This window comes from Sphingopyxis fribergensis (genome assembly GCF_000803645.1).
In the GTDB taxonomy this organism is placed as follows: domain Bacteria; phylum Pseudomonadota; class Alphaproteobacteria; order Sphingomonadales; family Sphingomonadaceae; genus Sphingopyxis; species Sphingopyxis fribergensis.
This window is the reverse complement of record NZ_CP009122.1, coordinates 2,871,281-2,893,193: the sequence shown is the minus strand read 5'-3', so window position 1 is coordinate 2,893,193 and position 21,913 is coordinate 2,871,281. Positions and strand designations below refer to the sequence as shown.

Genomic DNA, 21,913 nt, shown 5'->3' with positions numbered 1-21,913 from the left:
CCTGATATTGGACGCTGGCCCGTTCAAGCTGAGCAACGATCTTATCGCCATTTGCGCAGAAGAACCAACCCGGCAAGAGCCACTGCAACACTTGCAAGCACCCAGGATTGATTCGCAAGCAGCGCCGCGGAGACGATAAGTGCGGCCGCCACAGGACCTTTGACAGGCTGGCTCGCGCGGCGAATGGCTGCGAGCTTCTCAAAACTTGCCGGATCAATCTGGACAGGCACATGCCCGGACTTGGCTATAGCGGCGGCGTTATCGAGAAGGTCAGGCATGATCGCCGCTAGGGCGAGGAGTTGTCGGCGAACTTTTTTTAAATTGGCGCGATTCCTGCCAAGGGAGAATCTTTCTGCGAACAGCTCCAACATGATGGGGCGTGTTTCCTCCCCGATATTATAGTCAGGCGCAAAGGAACGCGCAAACCCTTCCGCCGTGAGCAATGTTCGAAGAAGGATCGCCAGATCAGGCGGAAGTGCGAGCTGATAGTCTCGCAGGAGATCGAACACGCGGCTGAAAATATGCGAGAACTCAATCCCCGAAAGGACCGTTCCCCTGAACTCACCGATCAGCTGGTCCAAATTCTGGGTGAGCCCATCACGGTCAACTTTCGGATCTCCAGCCCATTCGAGCAACACGTTCGCGACGTCTGCTGTGTCTTCGTCGGCTATAGCCATGACAAGTCGTACCAGTTCCTCGCGCCTCGCCTTTGTGAGAGTGCCGACCGATCCGAAGTCGATAAAGCCCACATCCTGTTCCCCGATAAGGAAAACATTGCCTGGATGCGGATCGCCATGAAATTCGCCATTCAGAATGATCATGCGCAGGACTGCATTCGCATATTGTCTCGCGAACGCCGCCACGCGTGGGTCGGTCGATTCGGCCTCGATCGCAGACGCGGGCGTTCCATACAGCCGCTCCTGGACGTTGACCCGTATCCCCGTCAGTTCCCAATGAATTGTTGGAGTCTTGATCCCAAGCGTATCAAGATAGCCACCGATACGCTCGCATGCACGAGCTTCTGCTGCCAGATCCATTTCCCAGGCAAGATTTCTGCCAAAGGTTCGCAGGAACTCTACGGGGCGATAGCGGGCGATTTCAGGGGATCGATCCTCGGCAACGGCGGCGAGGCGCGTCAGGAGCCGCACATCGGCCTCCATTCGCGCAGCAGTGCCCGGACGCCGCACCTTTATGATAACGTCGGCGCCGTCGAGCAGCGAAGCAGAGTAGGTCTGCGCTACCGAAGCCGAAGCCAGTGGTTGTTCATCGAATTGGGTGAATTCCCCTCGCCAGTCAGCTCCCCAGCTTGCGGCAAGGATGGGCTCGATTTCTTCGAATGGCACCGGAGAAACCTGATCGTGGAGCGTCGCGAAGGCAGCAATCCAGGACCTGGAAAACAGATCGCTGCGCGTCGCCAGCAGCTGTCCAAGCTTTATTCCGACCGGACCAATGTCGCGCAGGAGTGCGACGACCGCCGCCGGCCGCAATTCACCTGGATCGATTGACTTGGCCGGATGCGGAATGACTCCGAGAGCGCCCGCCAGGCTTTTGGCGCCGTGCCGGACAAGAATCTGTCCTATCTCGGCGGCGCGTGCGATGTCTCCTATCGGTTTATCTCGGAACCCAGGCATATGTCCTATTCCGCATCGGTCCGGCTCTGATCGAGATTCGACGCAATCCGCACAAGAATGTCCAGCAACGTCCGTTTTTCGTCGCGCGTGGCGTTCCGCCATAGGACCCTATGCAGCCCGTCCGCGGATTCTCTCAGTTGGGGCAACAACCTGTCGAGCTCCTGGGTCAGGATGAGCTGCCATGCCCGGCCGTCCGTTTTGGCTCGTCGCCTTTCCATCAATCCTTTCCCACAAAGGCCAGCGACGGCTTGACCGATCGTGGCGGATTCCAACTCTAGTCGCTTGGCAATTCCGGCCTGCGTCAACGATGGTTCGCGGAGAAGTTGTCCGATGATGCGCCACTGCGTCTGATTGAGGCCAATCTTGGCAATCCGTGCGTCATAAGCGCGCCTCGCCCCCCGACTAATCTCGTCCATCAAATATAGCATACGGTCGTCGTCGGTGAGGGCGCCTTCGCGAAGCCGTGGCGGCATTGTGTCGAGATTTGCGTTCATACCGCTGCCTAGTCCGTTTCGTGGGAATGCCAAAACGCAAATTACTAAACGATTTTACTAACCGGATGGAACGGTCTACGCCACGCCATGAAGCGACTTAGCACATGTCCAAAATCCTTCGAAAGAGGCAGATGACCGACGAACCAAATGAGCGGGAACAGGATCGCGCGCCCGCATCCAGCCTGAAATCGCAACCCAAATTTCGCCTCATCCTCATCATAGCCATCACTGCTGCGCTGATTGCAGGTGGTGGGTGGTATTACAGGCATGTCACCTATGGGCAGTACATGCAGTCGACCGACAACGCCTATGTCGCGGCCGACAGCGTTGTGGTTTCATCAAAAGTGGCCGGATACGTGGACGCGGTGCTCGTCTCTGAGAACGGGCGGGTCAGTCCCGGCGAGGCGCTCGTGCAACTGGATGTGCGAGATTATAGAGCCCAGGCGCAACAGGCGCGTGCGCAAATTGCGGCGACGCTGGCCGGCGCCGACACAATCCGCTCGCAAGTAACCGAACAGGACTCATCGATTCGGCAGGCGCGGGCCCAACTCGCCGCCAAGCGCGCGGCGCTCGACCTCGCCAATGAGCAGCTAGCGAGGTATCGCCCCCTTGCCGCGACCGGTGCGGAGCCGCGAGAAAAGCTTCAACAATATGAGACACAGGCGCAGCAAGCGCACGCCGACTTTGTTGCTGCCCAGGCAGCAGTCTCTGCTGCCAACGGTCGGAGGGCCACCTTGTTCAAACAGATCGACCAGACCGAAGCCCAAGCTGACGCGGCTCGCGCGCAGCTGGAAGCGGCCGACCTAGATGTCACATCGACTCTGCTGCGAGCCAGCAAGGGAGGTCGCGTTGGCGATCTAACAGTAAGGGTCGGCCAATTCGTTCAGCCCGGTCAGCGATTGATGACCGTGGTTCCGGTAAACGAAATCTACGTCATCGCTAATTTCAAGGAGACGCAGGTCGGCCTTTTGCGGGCGGGGCAACCGGTCAGGCTCGAGGTCGATGCTCTTCCCGACTTTGAGATTGCTGGACGCGTTGAGAGCATCTCGCCCGGAACCGGAGCAGAATTTTCGATCCTGCCGCCCGAAAACGCCACAGGGAATTTCACCAAGATTGTTCAGCGGATAACGGTTCGTATCGCGATAATAGCCTCGCCCAAAGTGCGTCGTCTGCTCGTCCCGGGCATGTCGGTTGTGGCAGTTGTCGACACGCGAAACGCTGCCGGAGAGCTGAAAGAGATCTCGAGTACCGACAAATGACCGCCGAGTTGGCATCGAACAGCGCCTCTGGTACTCCGACTGCAGAAAGGCGGAATGCCGATATCACCGCGTGGATAGCGGTCGCAGCGGGTGCACTTGGCGCCATGCTCGCAACACTCGATATCTCTATCGTCAATTCCGCGCTTCCGGTGATCCAGGGCGAAATCGGAGCCAGCGGCACCGAGGGCACTTGGATTGCCACCGCATTTCTCGTTGCCGAAATTGTGGTAATTCCGCTTAGCGCCTGGCTTGAACGCCTTTTTGGACTGCGAAACCTGCTCATCATTGCGGTTTCCGCGTTCACCGGCTTCTCAATTCTTTGCGGTATGGCGACCGACCTCACGACCATGATCATCGGTCGCACGGGTCAGGGTTTCATGGGTGGTGCGCTGATACCAACTGCGATGACCATCGTGGCGAAAAGATTGCCGCCCCATCAACAGCCGATCGGCATGGCGCTGTTCGGCATGACAGTGATTCTGGGTCCGGTCATGGGGCCGCTGATCGGTGGCTGGCTGACCGAAAATTTGAGCTGGCACTATGCCTTCTTTGTCAATGTTCCAATCTGCGCCGTACTGCTGCTGCTGCTATTCGTCGGGCTTCCTCACGAAGAGCCGAAGTGGGAGTATCTGACCGATGCTGATTGGGCGGGCATTGCCGGCCTGATTCTGGGGTTGGGCGCTTTGACTGTGTTGCTTGAGGAGGGGCATCGCGAGGAATGGTTTGAATCCGCTCTTATTCGCTGGCTGGCACTCATTGCCGTTATCGGTTTCGCTTCACTCATATACGGGCAGCTGAACGCGTCGAAGCCCGTCCTGAAACTCCGCCTCCTTCTCAATCGCCAATTCGGAAGCGTTGCGGTGATGGCTCTCGCCCTGGGAATGGTCATGTATGGTTCGACCTACGTCATTCCCCAATTTCTTGCGATCATATCCGATTATAACGCTTTTCAAACCGGGCTCGTTATATTTTGGATGGGTATTCCGGCTTTTGTGCTTATGCCGATCCTGCCCTTCATGATCCGCAGACTCCACATTCGCATTGCCGTCGGTGTCGGAATGCTTCTGATGGCGGCCAGCTGTTTCGTCAGCATAAGCCTCACCGCGGAATCTGGGGGCGCCGTATTCATCGAAAGCCAGCTTATTCGGGGTGTTGGCATGATTCTGGCCATGATGTTCCTGAACCAGGCTACCGTAGCCTCGGTGGCAAAGACAGATGCTGGCGATGCCTCCGGTATTTTTAACGCCGCTCGAAATCTCGGAGGATCTTTCGCTTTGGCCGGACTGGCTTCGTTTCAGGACAAGCGGATCTGGCACCATAGCCGGCGCATGGAAGAGACGCTGAATGCCAACAGTGCTTCACTCCAGATTTATCTTGATGAACTCGCGAAAAGCTTCGGCGGGATGGAGGGTGCCATGTCGATGCTAGGCCGGACCATCCAGCGGGACGCGTTCGTAATGACCTACAATGATGTATTCTTGGTGATGGGCGTCCTGACCTTGATGACCGTTCCTTTGGTCATCTTTTTGAAGCCGCTTCCCAAGAATGTTTCCCTTTCGATGCACTGAGCCTGACATGATAAGAAAATCTGTAATATCGCTTCTCGCCTCGTTTCTGCTGGCCGGTTGTGTTGCGGGCCCAGACTACGCCGGGCCTCCAGAAGTATTCTCGGCGAACCGAAATGACGGCTTTGTCCGTGCCGGCGGTAACATCATCGATACCGAGCCCGAGCTGGCAGAGTGGTGGCTCCTTTTGAACGATCCGGAATTGACCAGGCTTATCGAGGCTGCGTTATCGGACAATCCTTCGCTTCAGGCTGCGCAAGCGCGGATTGCGCAGGCGCGGGCATCCGTGAGACAGGAGAAGGCCGGAAGATTTCCGACGCTTGGAACCCAGGCGACGGCTATTCAGGGCCGCTTGCCGGGCCTTGATATTCAGAACAGTGCCCCGCCTTCGGCGAGCGCGCCTGTTAGTCCGCAGGGACAGGCGGATGATAGCCTCAGTGTCTACAATCTCGGGCTCAACGCTAACTGGGAGCTGGATTTCGCAGGAGGAACGCAGCGACGGATCGAGGCCGGCAACGCTCAGGCCGCGGCAGCGGTTGCCAATGTGGAGGATGCCAAGGTCCAGCTGACCGCCGAAGTTGCCAATGCCTATGTCAACCTGCGCGAGGCCCAGTTTCGAGCCAAAGCGTACCGAACCGAGTGCGAGTTGCAGCAGCAAACCCTCTCGCTAACCTATCAACGGTATCAGCAAGGCGTGTTGCCCCTGTTCCCTCTCGGCAATGCAAATGCCGAGCTCGAGCTGCTCAAGTCTCAGCTCGCCGAGGCCGAAGCTGACACGGCGGTATTGCTCGATGCGCTTGCCATTCTAGCTGGACAGATCCCAGGGACAACGGACGAAGCGCTGAAACAGATCTTCGATGTTCCCCTCCCGCCGGAACAGGTCGCCGTGGGCGACCCCTCCAACCTTGTCGCACGTCGGCCCGACATCCGCGCGGCCGAACGCAGCCTGGCGGCAGCAACGGCTCGGATCGGTGTTGCGGAGGCTGCACGATTTCCGAAGCTGTCATTCATGGGAATCTTGGGACTTGGCGGAACGTCGCCAGACGATCTCTTTGATGTGAGCAATCCGTCAATTCTCGCCATTCCACAGTTGCAGTGGAACTTCCTCGATTTCGGAAGGGTCGATGCCTCGGTCGATCAGGCGAGCGCCGTCCGTGCCGAGGCAGTTGCCAACTATCGAAAGACGGTGCTTTCTGCACTTCAGGACGCCGAGCGCGCGTTGTCGCGCTTTAGCCAGCAGCGCTCTGCCCTGGTGGCGTTCGCGCAGATCAAGTCCCAGGCAGATGGCGCAGCCGATCTTGATCGACAACGATTTGCCGGCGGAGTGATCTCGCGCGCCGACCTAAATCGCACGCTTCGCAAACAGCAGCAGGCGGCAACCGACCTCGTCCGGGGAAAGGCGGCGCTCACGCTGTCATGGATCGCCCTGCAAAAATCACTCGGCCTGGGATGGCAAGTGCAAGCAAAGATTTAATGTCACCTACGAGTGTCGTTAATATGAACTCTAAGGTGCGATATCGGTTCAGAAAGAATCTCATAGGGATTTCAACTGACAATTTTATCTAACCTTAGCAAGAGTATCCTGTGCTTATTCAAACGATCTGTCGGCCGATTTGTGCGCAGCATACTCCTTGCAAGCGACCTGATATAACGCTACGGTGACGTTTACATAATGCCATTGAGGCAAGGCGCGATGTGTGGATCGGCATGGTTAAATGTGTGGGGTCAGTGGTCCCGCTTGCTGGCATGATCCGCTCGATGACGGGTTATGGGAGAGGGAGTTGCCACGGTCGATCCGCTCTCCCGACACCGGTTGGAGACTTGCTGCGATGAATGCGCGCACAGCACCGAACATCTTCGTTCGCGAAGGAGATGGCATTTCAACGTTGGTCGTTGAAGGTGACTGGACAGCGATGTCGATCGCAGGCCTTTCCGGGCATGTTCTGAGTCCCTCGAACCTCTCCTTCTCAAGCGACTTCGGAAACCTGGGAAGGATAGACAGCGCAGGCGCGCTCGCCATCCTGACTCTCGCACCCAATGCGGCATTTACCGCAGACCTGCCCGCCAATCTTGCTGATCTGTTCGCGCTGGTGGGCTCGGCCATGGCCGACCGCGATGTCCCGCCAATCAAAACTCCCCCATTTCACGTGCGTCTTGGCCAAAAAGTTTATCGAGCTGTCCAGGAAATCGGCGCAAGCGCTCGATTTCTCGGCCAACTTGAGGTGGCGCTCATGAAATCTCTTGCACATCCCAAAAGGATGCGATTGATCGCACTGGCGTCGTCAATTCAGAAGGCCGGCTTCGATGCGCTGCCACTCATAGCGATCATGACATTCTTTATCGGCGCAGTGGTGGCTCTCATAGGAAGCGATCTGCTCAAGACATTGGGTGCATCGGAACTGGTCGTCGAACTGGTTGGCATATCCGTCCTCCGCGAGTTCGGCGTCCTCATTCCCGCGATACTACTTGCCGGTCGGTCCGCTTCCACTTTCGCGGCCCAGATCGGCGCAATGCGAATGAATCAAGAGACGCAGGCAATGAAGGTGATGGGCATCGACCTGTTCGACGCGCTGGTTGTGCCACGCGTATTGGCATTGCTTGTAATTATGCCCCTCCTGGCGATTGTTGCCATGCTGGCTGGTTTGGCCGGCGGGCTTGTCGTCAGCTGGGGCATACTCGACGTGAGCCCGACATATTTCGCCGAACGACTCTCGGCTGCGGTCGATATCCGACACTTCTGGGTTGGAATGGCAAAAGTACCGGTGCTGGCCATTGTGATTGCGCTTGCCGGATGTCGCCACGGCCTTTCGGTACGCGGAGATGTTGAGGATCTGGGCGGGCGGGTGACCGTCGCCGTTGTCCAAGCGCTATTCGCAATCATCCTTCTGGATGCCGCCTTTGCAATTCTCTTCAACGTGCTCGAAATATGATTTGCGATCCGGACATCGTTATTCGGGTGGAGAATCTTAAAACCCGATTTGGCGATCACATTATCCACCAGGATTTGAACCTAGAAGTCCATCGTGGCGAGATTCTTGGTGTCGTCGGAGGGTCCGGTAGTGGAAAATCCGTCCTGATGAACACCATTTTGGGCCTGATTGCGCCTAGCCATGGGACAATCGAAATCTTTCAGAAAAAAATTGGGAGTCGCTTTGATCGTACGGAAATTGATCACCGAATTGGCGTCATGTTTCAAAATGGCGCGCTTTTTTCTTCTCTTAGTGTGCAAGAAAATGTCGAGGCTCCTCTCATCGAACATACCCGTCTTAGAGAGCCGTGGCTCGAGGCCGTGGCTCTGATGAAAATCGGCCTTGTCGGACTCGATGCCGAGGTGGGCCGGCAAATGCCCGCTGAACTTTCAGGCGGAATGCGAAAACGTGTAAGCGTAGCGAGGGCCTTGGCGCTCGATCCAGAATTGCTGTTCCTTGACGAACCCACTTCGGGCCTCGACCCGATCGCCGCCGCCGAATTTGACCAGCTGATACGGACGCTGAGCGACACGCTGGGGCTTACTGTCGTGATGGTGACCCATGATCTCGACAGCCTGTATTCCATCAGCGACCGCGTGGCCGTGGTTGCGGATCAGAAAATTGTCGAGGTTTCGCCAATCGCGGAACTTGAGAGGTCTGACCATCCTTGGATCAGGGCGTTTTTGGGAGGGCGGGCGGAGCGCGCCAAGGAAAGGAACCGTTAATGGAACGCGACGCGAACTACGGTCTGATTGGGGGCCTGACGCTGGCTCTGCTAGCGGCGGCTTTCGGCTTCATCCTCTGGCTCGGTCAATCCCAATTCGCCCGTAATTTCGACGAGTATCGGATCATTTTCGATGGTCCCGTCCGCGGTCTTAGTGAGGGAGGCGAGGTGCAGTTCAACGGAATTCCGGTGGGAGAAATCACGCGTATTAGTCTTGATCCCAGAAATCCAAACAGGGTGCTTGCAGGGGTGCGCCTGCGCGAGGATACGCCTGTGCGCGTCGATTCTACCGCCGCGACGGAGTCGCAAGGCATAACCGGCGGAAGCTACATCCAGATCAGTGCGGGGACGCCCTCTAAGCCGTTGTTGAAGGAGGTTTCCAAGGAAACGCTCCCAGTGATTAAGGCGGAAAAAAGTTCGCTACAATCCCTGATGGATGGAGGTGGCGCATTGTTGGCGGACGCTTCGCAGGCCCTGGAAAGGGTCAACCGGACCTTGTCCGACGAGAATATCGAAAATGTTTCGGCTGCTATTGCGGATGTAAGAGCTACCACGGCGGAATTGCGATCTAGTCGCGGAATGTTCAGCAAGGCTGAACAAGCGTTTGCACGCCTGGACCGGGCGGCGGCCGATATCGAGGCCGCGGCCGCATCGGCGCGCACGGCGATCGATGGCGACGGTCGCAAGACGTTTGCCGATGTCTCGGCAGCTGCTCGAGATCTTCGAGAGGGGATCGCCGAGGCGAGGGTGGTCATTCACAGGCTTGATGACGCCGCGAGTGGATTGGCGGCGCCCGACGGCTCCGGGATTGCTGCAACTTTGAAATCGCTCGATAGCGCGGCGCAGGAAATCGAGCAGCTCGCCGGCCAGCTACGACGGACCCCTCGTGAAAGGAAGCTCTCCCAATGAAAACGATCTCTGCAAGAATGTTTTTGCTGACGGGCGCGCTAATTTGCCTTTCTGGTTGCGGGAATATTCTGGGAACTGGCGGCAAATCGACGTTGTACCGGATCAGCAGCACGCCCGTACCGGAGCGTGAAATTGCACGACAGTGGATTCCGGTGTATATTACGCGACCGACGCTTCCGCCTGGGGCCGATGGAGACAGGATCCTCACGATCGAGAATCGCGAAGTCACGTATCTGGCCAAAGCACGGTGGATGAGGCCTGCGCCCGAGATGATCCGCGAGGCTATTGCCGGAAGCGTAGCGCGCAAAATCGATCACGCATATATCCCTGTCCAGAGCGTGGCTTCCGATCATTACGTCCTATCCGCACGGCTTTCTTCTTTTGCAGCCTATTACGAGCAGGGGCCCGACGCGGCCCCGATCATTCGCATCGCCGCGCAAGTGGAACTAAGCCGATCCAAAGAATCGGAACCACTGGCAGTCACGCGCATCGTCCTTGATAGGACAGCAAGCGCAAACAGCGTTTCGAGTATCGTCGAAGCCTTTGATCGCGCGAGCCTTGAAATGGCCGACAAAATCGCGAGTTGGACGGCTGCGGTGATCAATTAGCGGGTAGCCAATGGAAACTTAGGTGTTTAGTCCCAGCATGTGATGGTGTGGCTCCATATTGAAGATATCCGGCTTGGATTTCCAGAGTTCTTCGATGGCCTCATAGGGTGTCTTGAAGCGCAGTGCCTTCAACTGCTTGGCAAAGTTGTAAGCGACCAACCAGTCGCGGACATGGCGGCGCAGCTCGTTGATCGACGTGTAATGGAAAGATTTGACGGTGGCCTCCTTGATGGTGCGCACCATCCTTTCGGCCTGACCGTTGGTCCATGGGTGATAGGGTTTGGTGAGGCGTAACCGGTGTTTTCAGGCTACGACGGTCCATGGCATGAGATCACCGACGCTGTTGGCGGGATAACCGTTGGCGAGGCTGGTGAGGGTTTCGGTCAGCCATTGGTGGGGGTTGATGGTGCTGAGCTTGCAACATTCGATGAGCGTGGCGATCACCGCCCAGTTGTCGCCGCCCTCGTCGGAACCGGCAAACAGGGCATTTTTGCGATTGCGAGCCAGCGGCCTGATCGATCGTTCGACGGTATTGGAGTCGAGGTCGATGCGACCGTCATCGATGAAGCGTGAGAGGCCGTCCCAGCGGGTGAGTGCGTAGCGGATCGCTTCGCCGAGCTTGCTCTTGGCGCTGACCTGGCGGCCACGGGCGGCAAGATATTGGTGAAGATCGTCGATGATGACGCGGCTGCGTCCGGCCCGAGCGGCACGACGCTGCTCGGCCGAGAGGCCGCGCACATCGTCCTCGATGGCGTAAAGCAAGGCGATGCGGCGCAGCACCTCGGTAGCGACCGGGGATGTATCAGCCAGTTCGTAGAATTTGCGACGCACATGCGCCCAGCAGAAAGCGAGCCTGATCTGCTGGCGCCGCCGGGCGAGCGCGGCGTAGCCGCCATAGCCATCGACCTGTAGGATGCCCGCAAAATCACCAAGATGGAACTGGGGACGCTCGGCCTTGCGATCTGGCGCATAGACATAGGCGACGATCGGCGGATCGCAGCCGCCCCATGGTCGGTCGTCGCGGGCATAGGCCCAGAGCTGGCCGGTCTTGGTCCGCCCGCGTCCGGGATCGAGCACCGGGGCGGTCGTCTCGTCGGCGAACAGCCGCTCGGATCGTCGTAGCTCGTCGAGAATGTGGTCACGCAAGGGGCGCAGATACCAGGCCGCTCGCCCGACCCAGTCGGCCAAAGTGGATCGGTCGAGCCGGATGCCCTGCCGGGCGTATATCTGGGCCTGCCGGTAAAGCGGCAGGTGATCGGCATACTTGGATACCAGCACCTGGGCGATCAGTGCCTCGGTCGGAATGCCGCCCTCAATGATCCGCGCCGGCGCCGGCGCCTGCACGATCGCGCTCTCGCACGAACGGCAGCCATAACGCGGCCGCCGGGTGACCACGACGCGGAAGGTGGTCGGCACCACATCGAGGCGCTCGGCGACATCCTCGCCGATCTGGTGGAGGGCGCCGCCGCAGCAGGGGCAAGCATTGCTCTCGACGTCAACGATCTGTTCGATCCGCTCGAGATGCGCGGGCAGCGAACCGCGGTTGGTCTTGCGCACAGGATCACTGCGAGGCCGTCCGGCCTTCGCTTCGCTGGCGGCCTCGGCTTCCGCGAGCGCCGTCTCGGCATCCTCAAGGCCCAGCTGCAACTGATCCTGATCGAGCTGCTCGGAACGGCGGCCGAACCGATGACGCCGAAAAGCCTCGATGATCGCCCTCAGGCGTTCGGCTTCCGCGTCGGCACTCTCGAGCTTGCGGGCCTGTTCGAGGACGAGCGCGCGTAACGCGTCAACATCGTCCGGCAGGTCCGCTTCCATGAGCATGGGAGCAGTGAATCAGTCTGGGAACGCCCCGTCAACAGGCAATCTGCGGGGCCTGCGGGCGGCGCCCGCCATGCACCCGGCGCCAATCCAGACCCTCCAGAAGCGCGCCGAGTTGCGCTGAGGTCACACGCATCACGCCGTCCTGGATGCCCGGCCACCGGAAGCCGCCGGACTCCAGCTTCTTGGCCATCAGGCACAGGCCAGTGCCGTCCCACCAGACCAGCTTGATCCGGTCAGCACGCTTTGCCCGGAACACGTAGATCACGCCTGAATATGGGTCGCCGCCATACTCGGCGCCGACCAGCGCGGCCAGGGCGTCAGGTCCCTTGCGAAAATCCACCGGACGCGTCGCCACCATCACGCGCGCGCCAGCGCCAGGTCCGATCATCGCGTTGCCTTGAGTGCTTCAATCACCGCTGCGATCACAGCCGCATCGGCCCCGCGTCCGATCTTCACCGCCACGCCGTCAATCTCCAGCTCGACAGCACTGACTGTGGGACGCCGACGGCGACGGCCGCGCCTGGCGACAGGGGCTGGATCACCCGAAGGGAGCGGTTCGATCACCGCCGGCACGAACGCAGGCGTCGCTGGAAGCGTCAGCCCTTGGTCCTCCAGCTTCTTGCGCAGATCCCGGCGCCAAGCGAATAGTTGCGACGGAGCAAGCCCATGACGGCGCGCCACCGCGCAGGCCGTCTCCTGACCCGAATAGCTCTCCGCGACGATCGACGCCTTTACCTCAGGCGACCACTCCCGACGCTGGCCCGCACCTGTGAAAACCTCAAAACGCCGAACCACGCTGGTGCCAGCATCATCACATGTCATCATCATAGCATCAGCATCCTCCAGCCTGATCGGGCTAGCGAAAATCGACGCCACGCTTCACTCCCGCAAGGTGGCAGGGAAACACCGGTTACGGTGAGGCGATGCTCGATGCCGTTCTGCTCGCAGACACGGCCGAAGATATGGCCGATCCATCCCAGTGTGCCGCCCTGGTCACGCTGCACGAACTGCACGCCGTTGTCGGTCAGGATGGTGTGGATCCTGTAGGGAACCGTCTTGATCAGCACGCGCAGGAAGGCTGCCGCGGCGAGCTTGGTCGCCCGTCGATAGATGCGGGCGAACACCAGCTTCGAGGTGCGGTCCACCGCGACATAGAGGAATCCTTTGCCGCCTTCGTAGCGCAGTTCGGCGATATCGATGTGGAAATAGCCGATCTCGTACTTCTTGAACTTCTTCGGCTTCTCGCGATCCGCCTTCGGCAATCGGCTGATCCCGTGCCGCTGCAGGCAGCGGTGAAGCGACGAGCGCGTCAGGTTCGGGATCACGTCCTTCAACGCGATGAAGACGTCATCGAGCGGCAGCCGGGCCTGCACCCTGAGCGCCACGATCGCGGCTTCTTCCATCGGCGACAGCACGGTGCTGCGCCGTTCCTTCGGCCCCACCGGCATGTCCTCGACCGACGGCCGGCTGCGCCACTTGATCACCGTCTTTTCGTTGATCCCGTACCGCTTCGCGAGCTGCGCGACCGGAGCTTGCGATCGCTGTAGCTCCGCTCGAACGGCGTGCGTGGTCTTGGCGCTGCCGTGTAGAAGCTGGCCCATAATCCCTCCCGCTGTGACGATGACAAGCTTACACCATCACATGCTGGGACTAAACACCTAGTCGTGACAACTGCCCAGCCCGAGATGAAGCGGGAATGTTATGGATGGCTCCCCTTCTGGGAGGGGCGGCAGCCGTACACAAATAGATCCACAGCTTGCCTCATTCGGGCTGAAGAGGTTTCATTGTGACTGGTCACTCCCACTCCAAGAGCGGCCCGACGAAAAGGTGACAAAATGACGCTGGATATAAACTGCTCCGCAGCAAAATTCGCGTCTGACACCCTGATTTCTCCCCTCTCCTCGGCTTTGCGCAAAACCTCTGCCACCAATCTCGTCGTGCGTCCTACGCCGAATTCGTAAAGGTTTCGCGCTAAAGCGGGAAAACGTGCAGCCTCAGCCATTACAACGCGTTCCAACGCGACATGAATGTCGGTAAGCATCCAGGATAGCAGTTCATCGGACAGCTCTTCAAGCTCGGGCCGAACGTCGCCATGTTCGGGAACGTGCTGTTCGAGGAAGGAGAGCCGATCCTCGATTTCCCTGAGTATTACCGCCTCGAAAAGCAGCTTTTTGCTCCCGTAACGGGCGTACAAAGTGCGCTTGGAGATGCCTGCTTTTGCAGCAATCCGTTCCGCCGTTGAACGACCGAATCCGTCGGCAAAGAAGACATCGCGGGCGACACGGAGAATTTTCCTCGAAAGTGCTTGCGAGGCTTGTCGAGTAGGCCTCCCTGTTCGTCCGGAAGCTTGTTCTTTGGTTTTTTGGGTCGACGTCATGCCTCATCTTGGCCATACCTTGTCCGCGCTGCAAGCGTAGAACGCTTTGCATTGTATAGCCCGCCCCCGCGAGATTGCCCGGGCTTATGCAAGACCCACGAGGCCCGCTGAACTTTGCCTGCCTGAAAGGATCGCTGCCGTTCGCAGGGAATGGACGCAGTGTGATCTCATCTAGGCGAGTTGGTTACGATACGCTTCGCGTAAGGCCTTTTTGTCGATCTTTCCCGTTGCAGTGAGCGGTACTGTCGCGAACAGGATGTCGTCCGGCAGCCACCAACGAACAACCTTCGTCTCCAGATGCGCGCGAATTGCGTCGGCTGTGACGGCTTGACCTTCATGCGTTTCAATCACGAGAAGGGGTCGCTCTTCCCATTTTGGATGATATACGCCAACGACCGCGGCGACCCGGACGCCGGGGTACCCAACCGCCGCATTCTCGATATCAATCGAGCTGATCCATTCGCCCCCGGACTTGATCACGTCTTTCGCGCGGTCGGTCAGCCGGAGAAAGCCGAAGCGATCGATCGTACCTATGTCCCCGGTGTCGAACCAGCCATCGCTCCCGGCGCCCTCAAAATCGGGGAAATAGCGATCGACGACCCACGGTCCGCGGACCTGGAGCGCACCCGCCTGCTCACCGTCCCAGGGGAGCGGCGTGCCATCGCCGTCGATAATGCGCAGTTCGATGCCAAATTGCATGCGACCCTGCTTCGTCAGCAGGAGATCGTTCGCGAAATCCTCGCCTTCGGCCATCAGGAGCGGGGAGGGCGTCGAAATCACGCCGAGAGGATTGGTTTCGGTCATGCCCCAGAGCTGGAGCACAGTGACACCATATTTGGCGCGGAATGTCTCGGCCATCGCCCGCGGGACGGCCGAGCCGCCAATCACGAGGCGCTTGAGATTGCCGACCCCCGTCCCCGTGGTGTCGAGATGAGCGAGGTACATGGTCCAGATCGTGGGCACACCGCCCGAAAAGGTGACGCCCTCTTCGTTGATCAGATCGGCGAGACTGGCACCGTCCATCCTGTCGCAAGGAAGCACTAGCTTGCAGCCGTTAATCGCTGCCGTGAACGGAAGTCCCCATGCCGTCGCATGATACATGGACGAGCAGGGCATGATGACATCAAAAGCGCTGAACCCGAAGGCACTGCTCAGACCGGCCGCCATCCCGTGGAGAACGATTGATCGGTGGCTGTATAGGACGCCCTTGGGGTCGCCCGTCGTCCCCGAAGTGTAGCAAAGAAATGCGGCTGCCTTTTCATCGAAGCTCGGCCAGGTGAGGGCCCCGTCCTGGCGTGCCAGCAACGCTTCATAGTTCAACGCGTCAGCAACATCTGGCGCGGTCGCTCCGCGATCCGCGAGAAGGACATAACGCTCGATACCTGGAAGGAGAGGGCGCAGCCGTGCGACGAGCTCGGCTAGATTGGGCTCGAAGAAGAGAATGCGGCTGCCTGCATGAGCGATAGTAAAGGCGATTTGCTCGTCGCTGAGACGCGGGTTGGCAGTGTGCAATACAGCGCCCATGCCCGGCGCCGCATAGAAGAGTTCGAGGTGGCGGTGCGTGTTCCAGGCGAGCGACGAGACGCGGTCGCCCGTTGCAATCCCGAGGACACCAAGGGCCTGCGCAGCCTGACGCGCACGCTGATCGCAGCGGTGCCAGTCATACCGCCAAACCGGCTCATCGACAGCCTTCGAGACGATCTCCCTCTCGCCGTGCGCGCGCGCGGCATATTCCAATATTCCGCTGATCAGCAGCGGCGCGTCCTGCATCAATCCCCGTAACATGCTGCATCCTTCTTCGCCCCACTGCGGCGTCGCGTGCAAGGTTCCGCCCCTCGGGTATGATTGCCGCGCGGGCTGTCAATAACCGTCATCATTTTGGTCCAGCGGCAAACTCCACGTGCCGCGTTTCCATTCGGCCAGCAATTCTCAATGATCATATTGCAGCGGCACGGCCTAGGTTCGATCGGCCCCGACATGTTTTCGGCCGCGTTTCAAATTAGTCACTCGCCGCTTTCAGCAACAGTGACAGGAACCGCCAATCGGACCAATCGCCTTTTTCCCCCGCCGCCAAAGCCGCCAGATCGAGTTTCGCCTGCCTAACGATTGTAAGCCGAAGCGACGGAATGATATAGAGGCGTTGATCGCCCGCGCCGGCGGCGACGACCATATCCGCCGGGAGTTCGTTGGCATGACTGGTGATATCGGTGGACCGGGTAACAATATCGACAGCCGGCGTGCTACGGGGCAACCACCAGGTGAGACCGTAGGCCGGATTGGCCTGGCTACCCTTGAACAGCTCGGCGAACGCCAGTTCATCGACAAGCGGCTTGCCGTCGAGCTTCCCACCGCCGCGGACGAACTCGCCGATCTTCGCCCACTCGGACGCTGCCAGCACGAGGCCCTGCGGCATGAGCGGTGCGCCATCGGGGCCGCTGCGCCAACTGCCTATGGTAACCCCAAGCGGAGTGAGAATGCGCCGCTCCACATAATGGCGAGCGTTGCCGTCTTGGCCCTTGGCAACGAGCTTGCGCCGCATGATCTCTCCAAAGATTTGCATCGGGGCGGGACCATATTGGAATTTGCTGCCCGGCGCCGCCGTGAGCGGTGCCTTCACCGAGTCCAGATACCCTTGGGCCCTGCCGACGGTCGATGCCTGGCCGCCCGTCATCGACAGCAATTGCCGAAGCGTGATCTGTTCCTTTTTGGGGTCGCCCCTCCATTCAGCGAGTGTCTCCGATGCCCGCTCGTCGAGGGTTAGAAGTCCATCCTGTGCGCCCGCCGCCGCCATCAGCCCGACAAGGCTCTTGGTGCCCGACCAGAGTTCCTGCGGCGTCGCGATGTCTGCCGATCGGCAGCGCACTTTGCCATCTTCAAGTATCAGCAGCGCAACGCCGGAATTAGCCTCAGAATAGGCGATCGCTTCGGCACAGCCGGGAAGAGGGGCGGGTTCGCCTGCCGCGGCTGGCTGTGCCGCAACCGCGGCTGCGAAAAAGAGGATGGTGCGCTTCAAGATCCGACTCCGATTTTCCGATGCTTGTCATTCTCCATATTATCGATAATAAATTCATTCGCAATCATCGATTGCTCGTGTGCGCTGCCCGATTAGGATGGCGCCGCGAGCAGGGAAAGCCGAACGGAGAGACATGGCCGCGACGAAGACCGACGACGACAGCGCGCCGACGCAGGACCGCGTGATCGCGCGCCTTTTGACCGACGACATCGTCGAATGGCGGATTCCGCCCGGATCGTGGCTGCGCGAGCGCGAAATCGCCGCGCGCTTCGGAGTGAGCCATGCGCCGGTGCGCGAGGCGTTCCGGCATCTCGCGCGGATCGGGCTTGTCAAGGTCGTGCCGTGGCGCGGCACCTATGTGATCGACATCGACGAGCATGCTGCGAACGAGGTCTATGAACTGTGGAAATCGCTGTTCGGCGTCGTTTGTCGCCTTGCGGCCGCCGAAATGACCGACCGCGACGGGCGCGAACTGATGCACCGGCTTGTCGAATATAAGGATGTCACCCAGCGCACCGACAATACGTTCGAGCATATCAAGGTCTCGAACCGCATCGGTCGCTTTATCGCCAAACGCAGCAATGCGCCGCTCGCGCTCGAGCTCCTCGATCGGGTCGCGCTGCTCGCGCGCTGGCAGCACAATGTCTATACTGACAGCTATATCGAGACGCATGGCAACGAGGCGGCGAAGCGATCGGCCATCCTCTACGACGCGCTTTGCCGCCATATCGTCGCGCGCGATGGCGATGCCGCCGATGCGGTGGCGCGCGATCTGATCGGGGTTACTCAGAATAGTTTTGGGCGCGCACTCGAGGAATATAAGGCCCGCCACGCAAAGCCTAAGCCCAGCCGCCGCCGCGCAAAAGTGACATGAGCCGTCTCCTGACCGACCGCCGCACCTTGCTTAAGGCGGGCCTCGCGGCGCCGATCGCATTGCAGGTTGACTCCGCTGCCGCTGTATCCCTGGATTTGACCATGTTCGGCCCCGAACGCCTCTTCGCCGACGTCCAAAGCTATGCCGAGGCCGGCAACAAGCAGTCGGGCGGCGCGGGCGATCGCTGGACCGCCGACTGGACAGCGAAGCGGCTGTTCAGTGCCGGATTCGAAGTGGATCGCCAGACGTTTGACGTGCCTTGGTTCGAGGCGTCGCATTGCGAACTTACGCTCGGCGACCACACGATACCGCTCGTCGCACAGCCGCTCGCCGTCGAAACCGGCGAGGCCGGTCTCGCTGCGCCGCTGCGCCTCGCAGAAATCCCTGAACGCCTCGACGGCGCGATCGCCGTCGTGCGCCTGCCTTTCCGCCGCTGGTCGAGCCTCGTAGATCGTGCAGTGCGCGAGCCGCTCGCCGATGCGCTTGCGCGCGGTGCGAACGGGGTCATTCTCATTACGACTGGGCCGACGGGCGAGGCCTTGCTCCTCAATGTCCCGGCCGGTCATCCTGTATCGGACAAGCCACTTGCCTTGCTCGCGCCGCGACTCGCCGCCCCGGTGATTGAAGCCGCGCGCCACGGTGCCGCGGCGAAATTAGCGCTTCGCGGGCGCGGTGGGATTCGGGCAGCGCAGAATATAATCGGGCGACGCGTTCGCTCCGGTCGCCCTTGGCTCGTCGTCTCTACGCCGCGTTCAGGCTGGACCGATTGCGCCGGCGAGCGGGGGCCGGGTATCGCGATGTGGCTCGCGCTTGCCGACTGGATGCCCCGAGCGTTTCCGCAACACAGCCTGCTCTTCCTGTGCAACAGCGGGCATGAATATGAGAATCTCGGTGCGAGCCATATCGCCGACAAGGTGGGTCCAGCCCCCGGCGAGACCGCTTTCTGGTTTCATCTCGGCGCCAATGCGGCAGCACGTGACTATCAGGAAATGCCGGGGCGCTTGCTGCCGCTGCCAAGCGCCGATCCCTATCGTTTTCTCATGACATCGCCCGAATTCGTGACGTGTGCGCGCGAGATATTCAAAGGCCAGCCGGGGTTGGAAATGGCCTATCCTTCGGCGGAAGGCACAGCGGGCGAACTCTCGGAAGTGATAAAGGCCGGCTACGTGCGTCATGCCGGCATCTTTGGCGCACACCGTCATCACCACGCTGTGACCGACGATTTATCGACGGTCACACCTGACCCCCTTGCCGCTACGGCGCGGGGCGTCCGCGACCTGCTGAGCGCCGTCGTCTCTTAGACCAGCGAACCACCTGCAAAGACATTGCGCTTTCCGGCTTGACTTGCCGACGGTTTTGCACAAAATTATCGATAATAATTGCGATAACAAGATGGGGAGAGTGACCATGGGACGCAGAGCGAACCTTCTTTTCTGCACGGCCGCGATTTGGGTAGCCGTCGCTCCGCCTGCTTTCGCTCAAGACGCACCGTCCGAAGCTCTTCCGGACGCGGCTGAAGCGGATGATGACGGCGCCATAGTCGTGACGGCGCGCCGCCGCGAAGAGCGGCTGGCCGATGTGCCGACCGCGGCGTCGGTCATCGATATCACGTCGTTCACCGATCGCGGCGGCGCCACGGGCAGCGGCGAACTCCTCGCCGATCAGCCAAGCGTTCGCTTCAACAATCTGAACTCGTCCGTCACGTCGGAGATCTCGATCCGCGCTTCGTCGACCGCGCGTGCCACCAATGGCGACCCGAGCGTCGGGCTCTATCGCAACGGTGCCTATATCGCCGGCGGTCCGGTGGGCGGTCGCAACTTCACGCGGCTCGACCTGCTCGACATCGGCCGCGTCGAGGTTCTGCGCGGGACGCAGGGCGCGCTGTACGGCCGCAACGCGGTCGGCGGCGCGATCAATATCATCTCGGCCGAGCCCGAATTCGATCTCTCGGGCTGGGCGAGCGCGCGCTATGGCTTCGAGAACAACAGCTTCCAGACGCAGGGCGCGATCAATGTCCCGCTCGCCGATGGCCTGGCGATCCGCATCAGCGGCGATCTCGTCGAGCAGGACAAGGGCTTCTTCTACAATCCCGACAACGACGTCTATTTCGACCAGCAGAAGGGCCACGGACTGCGCGGCCAGATCCGGCTGAAGCGCGGGCCGGTCGACGCGATCATCACGGCCGAGACCCAGCGGCTGACCACGCCGACGATCCATTACCAGATATCCATTCCCGCGGGCACGCCAGGCTTTCCCGGCGGTTATACGCAGGATCGCTTTCGCTACCCCTGGAACACCGCGCCGCGCGCCAGCCAGGACGTGGACGGCCTTCAGGCGCTCGTCCGCGTGGATCTGGGCGGTGCCGACCTGACGTCGACAACCTCCTTTCGCAAGCGCACGTCCGAATATGATCTCGACAATGACGCGATCAGCCCCGCCGAGCTGGCGCGTGCGCGCGCCGCGGGGCAGATCGGCGCTCTCACGCCGCTCGATGCCAGCACCGCGTCCTACGTCGTCGACACGACCGACAATTTTTCGCAGGATATTCATGTCAGCGGGGCGAGCGATCGCTTCACATGGCTGGTCGGCGCCGAAATGCTGTTGCTCGACAGCGATTTCTCGGTGGCGACGACGCGCACGCCGACGCTCGCCAATCCGTCGCCGGGCAATATCGCGCCCGCGCGGCTGCATTTCGAAAGCTATGCGGCCTATGGCTCGCTCGGTTTCGACATCACCGACAGCCTCAACCTGACCGGCGAACTGCGCTATACCCGCGACAGCCGGAGCATCTCGGCGCGGCTTTACGATTTGGGGACTGGCCTGCCCACCGGCGGGCCATCGCGGATCATCGACGACAGCATCAACGCCGACAATCTCTCCTACAATGCGACCCTCTCGTACAAGCTCACGTCGAACATCCTCGCCTATGGCAAGGTCGGCAGCAGCTACCGCGCCGGCGGGTTCAACACGCGCCTCTCCGATCCGCGCGCGCCGAGTCCTGTGCAGGTGCTGTTCGGCAACGAAAACAGCACGTCTTACGAAGTCGGCATCAAGGGCAGTCCGATCCGCCGCGGCTATTTCGCAATCGCGGGCTATTACACCGAGCTTGAAGACCTGATCGCGCAGGTCGACGATGGCTGCGCGCTCACCAATCCGGCGTGCCCGATCGCCGCGGTCGCCTATCTAACCAACGCAGGCGATGCGAAAAGCTGGGGTATCGAGGCCGAATATAGCCAGGGCTTCGATCTCGGCGAAGGCAATGGCCGCCTCGCCTTGAGTGGCTCGCGGCAAGAGGGCAAGGTCAAGAGCGGCCGCTATGACGGGCTGGACCTTGCGCAGGTTCCCGACTGGCTCGCCTCGGCCAACCTCAATCTGCGCTACCCGGTCACCAAGGATGTCGCGCTGACCAGCAATGTCCTGATCAGTGGTCAATGGGGCGGCAAACAGGAGCTGACAGCGACCTCGGTCGACCTCGATGATTATGTCCTCGTCAATCTTCGGGTCGGCGTCGACTTCGGCAAGATCAGCGTCAGCGCGTTCGCGAACAACGTCTTCGACAAGGTTTATTTCGTCGCGCAGGCGCCGACGATCAACCGGTACAGCCAGCCTCGCGTCGTCGGCGTCGAAGGACGCATTTCTTTCTAGGTCGCGCTCCCGTCCGCGGCCTCC

General features: G+C 60.2%; 18 protein-coding genes and 2 pseudogenes. 10 read left to right on the top strand and 10 right to left on the bottom strand.

Annotation, left to right across the window (positions count from 1 at the left end):
- Positions 1–41 precede the first annotated feature (41 nt).
- Together SKP52_RS13335 and SKP52_RS13330 are read right to left on the bottom strand one after the other, a co-directional pair.
- On the bottom strand, positions 42–1,631 hold the full coding sequence (locus tag SKP52_RS13335) for an ABC1 kinase family protein (protein ID WP_039575416.1): 1,590 nt from the start codon (positions 1,629–1,631) through the stop codon (positions 42–44).
- Between the two features lie 5 nt (positions 1,632–1,636).
- Entirely contained in the window at positions 1,637–2,125 is a 489-nt protein-coding gene (locus SKP52_RS13330; RefSeq protein WP_052208277.1) for a MarR family winged helix-turn-helix transcriptional regulator, read from the bottom strand.
- A 104-nt stretch (positions 2,126–2,229) separates the two neighbouring features.
- On the opposite strand from SKP52_RS13330, the gene SKP52_RS13325 reads away from it, so the two are divergent.
- From SKP52_RS13325 to SKP52_RS13295, 7 genes are all read left to right on the top strand, one after another.
- Complete coding sequence (locus SKP52_RS13325) at positions 2,230–3,384, top strand: HlyD family secretion protein (protein ID WP_228383644.1); 1,155 nt, start codon at positions 2,230–2,232, stop codon at positions 3,382–3,384.
- Positions 3,381–4,952 carry an MDR family MFS transporter gene (locus SKP52_RS13320; RefSeq protein ID WP_148309124.1) on the top strand — a complete coding sequence of 524 codons (1,572 nt, stop codon included), beginning with the start codon at positions 3,381–3,383 and terminating at the stop codon, positions 4,950–4,952. The genes SKP52_RS13325 and SKP52_RS13320 overlap by 4 nt, the downstream gene beginning before the upstream one ends.
- A 7-nt stretch (positions 4,953–4,959) precedes the next feature.
- Entirely contained in the window at positions 4,960–6,423 is a 1,464-nt protein-coding gene (locus SKP52_RS13315) for an efflux transporter outer membrane subunit (protein WP_039575413.1), read from the top strand.
- A 355-nt stretch (positions 6,424–6,778) separates the two neighbouring features.
- Positions 6,779–7,879, top strand: a complete 1,101-nt coding sequence (locus SKP52_RS25420) for an MlaE family ABC transporter permease (RefSeq protein WP_039575411.1) — start codon at positions 6,779–6,781, stop codon at positions 7,877–7,879.
- Positions 7,876–8,643 carry an ABC transporter ATP-binding protein gene (locus tag SKP52_RS13305; protein WP_039575408.1) on the top strand — a complete coding sequence of 256 codons (768 nt, stop codon included), beginning with the start codon at positions 7,876–7,878 and terminating at the stop codon, positions 8,641–8,643. Before SKP52_RS25420 ends, SKP52_RS13305 begins: the two co-directional genes overlap by 4 nt.
- Positions 8,643–9,551 carry an MlaD family protein gene (locus tag SKP52_RS13300; protein WP_039575405.1) on the top strand — a complete coding sequence of 303 codons (909 nt, stop codon included), beginning with the start codon at positions 8,643–8,645 and terminating at the stop codon, positions 9,549–9,551. Before SKP52_RS13305 ends, SKP52_RS13300 begins: the two co-directional genes overlap by 1 nt.
- A complete protein-coding gene (locus tag SKP52_RS13295; RefSeq protein WP_081997347.1) occupies positions 9,548–10,159 on the top strand; it encodes an ABC-type transport auxiliary lipoprotein family protein in 612 nt (203 codons plus the stop codon). The genes SKP52_RS13300 and SKP52_RS13295 overlap by 4 nt, the downstream gene beginning before the upstream one ends.
- A gap of 18 nt (positions 10,160–10,177) precedes the next feature.
- On the opposite strand, the pseudogene SKP52_RS13290 reads toward SKP52_RS13295, so the two are convergent.
- The 8 genes and pseudogenes from SKP52_RS13290 to SKP52_RS13255 all read right to left on the bottom strand — a co-directional run.
- Positions 10,178–10,450 (bottom strand): annotated as a pseudogene (locus SKP52_RS13290) (integrase core domain-containing protein); the annotation flags it as partial.
- Positions 10,451–10,462: 12 nt separating this feature from the next.
- Positions 10,463–11,980 carry an IS66 family transposase gene (gene tnpC / locus SKP52_RS13285; protein ID WP_039575396.1) on the bottom strand — a complete coding sequence of 506 codons (1,518 nt, stop codon included), beginning with the start codon at positions 11,978–11,980 and terminating at the stop codon, positions 10,463–10,465.
- Positions 11,981–12,011: 31 nt separating this feature from the next.
- Positions 12,012–12,338: an IS66 family insertion sequence element accessory protein TnpB gene (tnpB, locus tag SKP52_RS13280; protein ID WP_202988349.1), complete on the bottom strand. Its 327-nt coding sequence runs from the start codon at positions 12,336–12,338 to the stop codon at positions 12,012–12,014.
- A gap of 26 nt (positions 12,339–12,364) precedes the next feature.
- On the bottom strand, positions 12,365–12,856 hold the full coding sequence (gene tnpA / locus SKP52_RS13275; protein WP_228383643.1) for an IS66-like element accessory protein TnpA: 492 nt from the start codon (positions 12,854–12,856) through the stop codon (positions 12,365–12,367).
- A gap of 38 nt (positions 12,857–12,894) precedes the next feature.
- Positions 12,895–13,581: pseudogene (locus tag SKP52_RS13270) on the bottom strand (DDE-type integrase/transposase/recombinase); the annotation flags it as partial.
- A 98-nt stretch (positions 13,582–13,679) separates the two neighbouring features.
- Positions 13,680–14,357 (bottom strand): TetR/AcrR family transcriptional regulator, encoded by a 678-nt coding sequence (locus SKP52_RS13265; RefSeq protein ID WP_039575391.1) that lies wholly within the window; start codon positions 14,355–14,357, stop codon positions 13,680–13,682.
- Between the two features lie 171 nt (positions 14,358–14,528).
- Positions 14,529–16,142: a long-chain fatty acid--CoA ligase gene (locus SKP52_RS13260; RefSeq protein ID WP_137865749.1), complete on the bottom strand. Its 1,614-nt coding sequence runs from the start codon at positions 16,140–16,142 to the stop codon at positions 14,529–14,531.
- 214 nt (positions 16,143–16,356) lie between these two features.
- Entirely contained in the window at positions 16,357–17,370 is a 1,014-nt protein-coding gene (locus SKP52_RS13255) for a serine hydrolase domain-containing protein (protein ID WP_052208266.1), read from the bottom strand.
- Positions 17,371–17,503: 133 nt separating this feature from the next.
- On the opposite strand from SKP52_RS13255, the gene SKP52_RS24650 reads away from it, so the two are divergent.
- The 3 genes from SKP52_RS24650 to SKP52_RS13240 all read left to right on the top strand — a co-directional run bounded on the left by SKP52_RS24650 (position 17,504) and on the right by SKP52_RS13240 (position 21,889).
- Positions 17,504–18,244, top strand: coding sequence for a GntR family transcriptional regulator (locus SKP52_RS24650; RefSeq protein WP_052208263.1), 741 nt, complete (start codon positions 17,504–17,506; stop codon positions 18,242–18,244).
- Positions 18,241–19,545 (top strand): hypothetical protein, encoded by a 1,305-nt coding sequence (locus tag SKP52_RS13245; RefSeq protein WP_052208261.1) that lies wholly within the window; start codon positions 18,241–18,243, stop codon positions 19,543–19,545. The genes SKP52_RS24650 and SKP52_RS13245 overlap by 4 nt, the downstream gene beginning before the upstream one ends.
- 241 nt (positions 19,546–19,786) lie before the next feature.
- Positions 19,787–21,889 (top strand): TonB-dependent receptor, encoded by a 2,103-nt coding sequence (locus tag SKP52_RS13240; RefSeq protein WP_160292414.1) that lies wholly within the window; start codon positions 19,787–19,789, stop codon positions 21,887–21,889.
- Positions 21,890–21,913: the final 24 nt, after the last annotated feature.

Excerpts from the sequence above, each read along its gene's own strand:
- SKP52_RS13335 (WP_039575416.1), bottom strand. The coding sequence starts at position 1,631 with ATGCCTGGGTTCCGAGATAAACCGATAGGAGACATCGCACGCGCCGCC.
- SKP52_RS13330 (WP_052208277.1), bottom strand. The coding sequence starts at position 2,125 with ATGAACGCAAATCTCGACACAATGCCGCCACGGCTTCGCGAAGGCGCC.
- SKP52_RS13325 (WP_228383644.1), top strand. The coding sequence starts at position 2,230 with ATGTCCAAAATCCTTCGAAAGAGGCAGATGACCGACGAACCAAATGAG.
- SKP52_RS13320 (WP_148309124.1), top strand. The coding sequence starts at position 3,381 with ATGACCGCCGAGTTGGCATCGAACAGCGCCTCTGGTACTCCGACTGCA.
- SKP52_RS13315 (WP_039575413.1), top strand. The coding sequence starts at position 4,960 with ATGATAAGAAAATCTGTAATATCGCTTCTCGCCTCGTTTCTGCTGGCC.
- SKP52_RS25420 (WP_039575411.1), top strand. The coding sequence starts at position 6,779 with ATGAATGCGCGCACAGCACCGAACATCTTCGTTCGCGAAGGAGATGGC.
- SKP52_RS13305 (WP_039575408.1), top strand. The coding sequence starts at position 7,876 with ATGATTTGCGATCCGGACATCGTTATTCGGGTGGAGAATCTTAAAACC.
- SKP52_RS13300 (WP_039575405.1), top strand. The coding sequence starts at position 8,643 with ATGGAACGCGACGCGAACTACGGTCTGATTGGGGGCCTGACGCTGGCT.
- SKP52_RS13295 (WP_081997347.1), top strand. The coding sequence starts at position 9,548 with ATGAAAACGATCTCTGCAAGAATGTTTTTGCTGACGGGCGCGCTAATT.
- tnpC (WP_039575396.1), bottom strand. The coding sequence starts at position 11,980 with ATGCTCATGGAAGCGGACCTGCCGGACGATGTTGACGCGTTACGCGCG.
- tnpB (WP_202988349.1), bottom strand. The coding sequence starts at position 12,338 with ATGGTGGCGACGCGTCCGGTGGATTTTCGCAAGGGACCTGACGCCCTG.
- SKP52_RS13265 (WP_039575391.1), bottom strand. The coding sequence starts at position 14,357 with ATGACGTCGACCCAAAAAACCAAAGAACAAGCTTCCGGACGAACAGGG.
- SKP52_RS13260 (WP_137865749.1), bottom strand. The coding sequence starts at position 16,142 with ATGTTACGGGGATTGATGCAGGACGCGCCGCTGCTGATCAGCGGAATA.
- SKP52_RS24650 (WP_052208263.1), top strand. The coding sequence starts at position 17,504 with ATGGCCGCGACGAAGACCGACGACGACAGCGCGCCGACGCAGGACCGC.
- SKP52_RS13245 (WP_052208261.1), top strand. The coding sequence starts at position 18,241 with ATGAGCCGTCTCCTGACCGACCGCCGCACCTTGCTTAAGGCGGGCCTC.